This window comes from Metasolibacillus sp., assembly GCF_025291715.1.
GTDB classification, from domain to species: Bacteria; Bacillota; Bacilli; order Bacillales_A; family Planococcaceae; genus Metasolibacillus; species Metasolibacillus louembei.
This window is the reverse complement of record NZ_JAMBIZ010000059.1, coordinates 1-5,023: the sequence shown is the minus strand read 5'-3', so window position 1 is coordinate 5,023 and position 5,023 is coordinate 1. Positions and strand designations below refer to the sequence as shown.

5 protein-coding genes are annotated in these 5,023 nt (G+C 37.9%); 3 read left to right on the top strand and 2 right to left on the bottom strand.

Annotated elements, in window-relative coordinates; genetic code table 11:
- Window positions 1–68 precede the first annotated feature (68 nt).
- Window positions 69–971, bottom strand: a complete 903-nt coding sequence (locus M3Z76_RS19535) for an amidohydrolase family protein (protein ID WP_293929881.1) — start codon at window positions 969–971, stop codon at window positions 69–71.
- A 95-nt stretch (window positions 972–1,066) separates the two neighbouring features.
- Here M3Z76_RS19535 and M3Z76_RS19530 point away from each other — a divergent pair, with 95 nt between their 5' ends.
- Window positions 1,067–2,302, top strand: coding sequence for a helix-turn-helix domain-containing protein (locus M3Z76_RS19530; protein ID WP_293929879.1), 1,236 nt, complete (start codon window positions 1,067–1,069; stop codon window positions 2,300–2,302).
- A gap of 71 nt (window positions 2,303–2,373) precedes the next feature.
- Here the strand turns inward: M3Z76_RS19530 and M3Z76_RS19525 are convergent, their stop codons facing one another.
- Window positions 2,374–2,958, bottom strand: a complete 585-nt coding sequence (locus M3Z76_RS19525) for a TetR/AcrR family transcriptional regulator (RefSeq protein ID WP_293929877.1) — start codon at window positions 2,956–2,958, stop codon at window positions 2,374–2,376.
- Window positions 2,959–3,135: 177 nt separating this feature from the next.
- On the opposite strand from M3Z76_RS19525, the gene M3Z76_RS19520 reads away from it, so the two are divergent.
- Entirely contained in the window at window positions 3,136–3,870 is a 735-nt protein-coding gene (locus M3Z76_RS19520; RefSeq protein WP_293929875.1) for a glucose 1-dehydrogenase, read from the top strand.
- Window positions 3,871–3,974: 104 nt separating this feature from the next.
- Window positions 3,975–4,958: a tRNA dihydrouridine synthase gene (locus M3Z76_RS19515; protein ID WP_293929874.1), complete on the top strand. Its 984-nt coding sequence runs from the start codon at window positions 3,975–3,977 to the stop codon at window positions 4,956–4,958.
- Window positions 4,959–5,023: the final 65 nt, after the last annotated feature.

Genomic DNA, 5,023 nt, shown 5'->3' with positions numbered 1-5,023 from the left:
GTGTCTTCGTTTTTCGTTTCCGACGAAAAAACAAGAAAACAGAAAATTCAGTTAAAATTTATGCGACGCTAGTGATAACGATGCTGTATACCTATTTGCTTTAATGCATCTGGATAATGAAGAAATCTTTCCCATTGATCCATTAAGCTTTCATTTTCTTTGATTTTATCCATAATGAAATGCCGGATTGCCCAATAATCATGCAATCGATTTGCTTGATCAAAAACCATCATCGTTGGGCATAATGTAACAGCTTTATCCTTTAATTGCTGGCACACTTCCGCAATTTTCTCCTCATCAGGCTGCTCCCAATTAATTTCATCCCAAACATCCTGTGTTGCTTGCATTGTCCATTGTGGGAAAATTGCCTGCAAAATGCCTAATCCATGCTCATTCCACCTAATCCCCATATTTGCTGCATCGACAGCTGTCACAGAAGTAGAATGCATTAAATCACAGCTAACCTCTTTGTTGTATTTTTTTGCCTCATCTATAACGGCTTCCATAACAGCCTGATTCAACCAACCGTACACTTTAATAAAATCGGCACCATACTGAACCTGCCTTCTTACTTCTTTGCGAGCCACATCTTCATCATCCGTATTTAAATTGTAAGGGCTCGTTTCTCCCCATAGCCCTGGAGGCCCGTCAATCATACGATCTGCCGAAATAATACGGGGGTTAATCTGTTGATTCCTGAGCTCCTTTAGCTCAATAAGATTCCCTGCTGTATTGCGCACTGTCGTCACACCTCCTGCTGTAAAAAGTGGTGCAAAGCCATACTTAATATGCACATGCATATCAATAAGACCGGGAATAATCCACTTGCCTTCACAATCAATCTCTTGATAGTCAGACTTTATATTTTCTGCAATTTGAATAATACGGGAATCTTTTATTAAAATATCCTGCTTTACAAAAATACCTGATTCTATATTTAATATATTTCCATTTTTCAACAACAAGCACATTTTAATCACCCTCAACTTTTTATGAAATTTTAATATAATTAAAATTATTTATCTATTGTAAATCAAATGCTATAATTTTAAAAGAGGTGAAATAGATGATTTCATTAGGTGAAAAAATTAAGAAACGAAGAAAACAGCTAAAGCTGACATTGAAGGAGCTTGCTGGAGATGACTTTTCATACAGCTTACTTAGCCAAATTGAAAATAATAAAGCTAAGCCATCAATGGCTACTTTACATAAATTAGCAGAGAAACTATCTTTACCAATCAATGAGCTAATTAATCCTATTGAGGTAGATCGCTACCGAAACTTACTCGTTGAATTTGAAAGGCTCATTATTATGCCTTATGAGCGCAATCCTGAAATTGATAAAAAAATAGTCGAGGCGATTGAGCCGCTATTAGAACATATTCAATTCAACAGCTTTGAGGAAGCTCGAATTACAGAGCTATATGTGATTGCTTATTTTTACTTGCACAGTGAATTAAAGCTGGAATTACTGCAGCATAGCATTACTTATTATGAGCATATCGGTCTTATGAACAAAAAAGTCCAAGCTCAATTATTTATTTGTAAAAGCTATATTAATCAGCAAAACTATGATAAATGTGAAGTGATTATGCCGGAAATTTTACAGCAAATCGAGAATGGGGAATATGTATTTGAGTCTACCGTTTTAATTGATAGCTATTATTATAAAGCCATTATCGAAGCAGCATTAGGCAACTATACGTCAGCCTCCTCTTATACAAACAAATGCCTTGAACTAATGAAACAAGCAAACTTATATTATAAAATTGATGCTATTTGTCGTTTACAGCTATTGCTTTATATTCAATTAAATAATATATCCGAGGGGCAAACTAACCTACAAAAGCTTTACCATTACACACAATTTACAGGAAATATATATGACTTCATTCATTATTCCTATAGCAAGTTCCATTTTGAAAATCGTTTACATTTGAATGCCCATTTGTCAGAAGAAATACAGCGCTTTATTAAGGAGTTTTCACAGCAACAGAATATGTCGCTAAGTATTTTATACAATCAAGAGCTGGCATATACATTGTGGGAAAAAGGTTTTTATGCAGAGGCATTACAGCAAGTAAAAGAATACGCAATCCCTTCATATGTTATTCACCCCCTTGAACTTGCGGCTGGTTATGAGATTTTAGCGATACGAGCGCATTGCTATTACCATTTAGGTAATGAAGAGCAGGCCTTTGAGGACATTGTCTATAGTAGACAGCAAGTAAAGCAAATGCCAAATTCAACCTATAAAAATTTAATTTATAGCATTTATGATTCTATATTTAAGAAAGATTAGAGAGTAGAGGGAGTAGAAATTTTTTATATCACTCCCTCATTTTAATTAAGCATTATAATAACCGCTGCCATCTATTTATCACTAACAACCTTTACTTCCCCAAGCGAGGTCGTATGTAAAAATGCTAACCTTTCCGCCATTTCCTTCGGTGAGCTTTGAAAGCCTTGCTTAATCCAATAAATAAACAAGCCTAAAAATGCGTATGTGGCATAGGCATTGACTGCATCTATATCGAACCATACCTCATCCTGTAAGCTTAAATCTTTACGGCTAATACTGCCCATTGTTTCACAAAAAATATTTTGTGAGCCTGGAATAACTTCCCCCATCAGCATAAGCGAAAAAATAAATTGATTGTTATAAACAAATTCGAAGATAGGGATATTTGGCGTAGGGTCTGCAAGTGTAAAGGACTCCTTCCCCTTATAGCTATCGCGATAATACTGTGCAAGCTCATCTAAATAATCTTGAAAAATATCTGCCAATAGCTTTGTGCTATCTTCATAATGCGAGTAGAATGTGACACGGTTACAGCCTGCAACCTTTGCAATTTCTGTTATTGAAATATCTTTAAAATTCTTTTCTTTTAATAGAGTTAACATTGCACCTTTAAGCTTTGTGCGCGTTCTGACAATGCGTCGATCTTCTGCTGCCATTGCTAAAATCACCTAATTTCATACAATCTTTTGTACAAATTATAACATGTTGTCTAAAACGTTGCTTTTCATCACAAGATTATAAGGATTTTAAATTGACACTTCCTAGACAGTTCTGTTAATTTACAAATGTAGTTTATTTTAAATAGAATAATTAACATAAGGAGGAGCTTAAATATGGCTCGTTTAGAAGGTAAAGTAGCAATTATTACAGGTGCGGCCCAAGGTATGGGCGCTGCTCACGCAAAATTATTCATTGAAGAAGGCGCTAAGGTCGTTATTACTGATTTAAATGAAGAAAACGGGCAAGCTTTAGCTGCAGAGTTAGGTGAAAATGCCATTTTCGTTAAACAAAATGTAGCAAGTGAAGAGGATTGGGCTACAGTTATTGCAAAGGCTGAGGAAGCTTTCGGTCCAGTGAATGTGTTAGTGAATAACGCCGGTATCACGATGGCAAAATCTATTCTCCAAACAACAGCTGAGGAATACCGTCGCATCGTAGAAATTAACCAAGTGTCTGTATTTTTAGGCATGAAGGCGGTCATCCCTTCGATGCAAAAAGCGAGTGGTGGCTCTATCGTCAACATTTCTTCATTAAATGGTTTAGTGGCTGGTGCAATCGGCTACACAGATACAAAATTTGCAGTGCGTGGCATGACAAAGGCGGCTGCTATTGAAGGTGCTCACTACAATATCCGTGTAAATTCTGTACATCCTGGCGTTATTGCCACACCAATGGTTGTACAAGAGGATACAAAGGCGGCTGTGGAGGAATTTGCAAAGCATATTCCATTACAGCGTGTTGCACAGCCTGAGGAAGTATCGAAAATGGTGCTATTTTTAGCATCTGATGAATCTAGCTACTCTACAGGCTCTGAATTCGTCATTGATGGTGGTATTTCTGCACGTTAATTTATGGTTGCTGGACTAATCCAGCAGCCCTCTTTTATTTTCATTAGCCAATAAATATGTTATCTTTTTGCAAGACACAGTTTTGAAAGAGAGGCTATTTATTTATGAAGCAGGACAATTTTTGGCTTGATTTACCAAAGCCATTTTTTATATTAGCACCGATGGAAGAAGTAACGGACGTTGTATTCCGTCATGTCATTGCTGAAGCAGGACGTCCCGATGTCTTTTTTACAGAGTTCACAAACTCTGCAAGCTACTGCCACCCTGATGGCGTCGAGAGCTTACGCGGCCGCTTAGCTTTTACAGAGGACGAGCAACCGATAGTTGCACATATTTGGGGAGATAATCCTGAGCATTTCCGACAAATGAGTATCGGCATGAAAGAACGTGGCTTTAAAGGGGTAGATATTAATATGGGCTGCCCTGTTGATAATGTAGCAGAGCGCGGAAAAGGAGCGGGCTTAATTCTGCACCCTGAGCTAGCTGCTGAAATTATTCAAGCTGCCAAAGCTGGTGGCTTGCCTGTTAGCGTCAAAACAAGAATTGGCTTTACAGAGGTAGACGAATGGCGTGAATGGCTATCCCATATTTTGAAGCAAGATATCGCCAATCTCTCAATCCATCTTCGTACACGCAAAGAAATGAGCAAAGTTGCCGCACATTGGGAACTCATTGCAGACATTAAAAAATTGCGTGACGAAATAGCCCCTAACACATTGCTGACGATTAATGGAGATATTCCTGATCGCACAACAGGACTTAAGCTAGCGGAGCAATATGGCATTGATGGGGTAATGATTGGACGCGGTGTTTTTACAAATCCATATGCCTTTGAAAAAGAGCCACAAGAGCATAGTGCAGAGGAGTATTTGAGCTTACTTAGCCTACATCTTGATTTATACGACCATTATTCAAAGGAATTTGAAACACGCTCATTTAGAGCATTACAGCGCTTCTTTAAAATTTATGTGCGTGGCTTTAAAGGCGCAAGCCATTTAAGAAATGAGCTCATGAACGTTAATTCAACAGATGAGGCACGTGAGCTGTTAAAGCTATTTCACAATGGCAATGTAGAGGAAATAGAGTAGGAGGGAGCGATTAACTCCCGTCCTCTCACACCACCGTACGTACGGATCCGTATACGGCGGTTCAA

Excerpts from the sequence above, each read along its gene's own strand:
- M3Z76_RS19535 (WP_293929881.1), bottom strand. The coding sequence starts at position 971 with ATGTGCTTGTTGTTGAAAAATGGAAATATATTAAATATAGAATCAGGT.
- M3Z76_RS19530 (WP_293929879.1), top strand. The coding sequence starts at position 1,067 with ATGATTTCATTAGGTGAAAAAATTAAGAAACGAAGAAAACAGCTAAAG.
- M3Z76_RS19525 (WP_293929877.1), bottom strand. The coding sequence starts at position 2,958 with ATGGCAGCAGAAGATCGACGCATTGTCAGAACGCGCACAAAGCTTAAA.
- M3Z76_RS19520 (WP_293929875.1), top strand. The coding sequence starts at position 3,136 with ATGGCTCGTTTAGAAGGTAAAGTAGCAATTATTACAGGTGCGGCCCAA.
- M3Z76_RS19515 (WP_293929874.1), top strand. The coding sequence starts at position 3,975 with ATGAAGCAGGACAATTTTTGGCTTGATTTACCAAAGCCATTTTTTATA.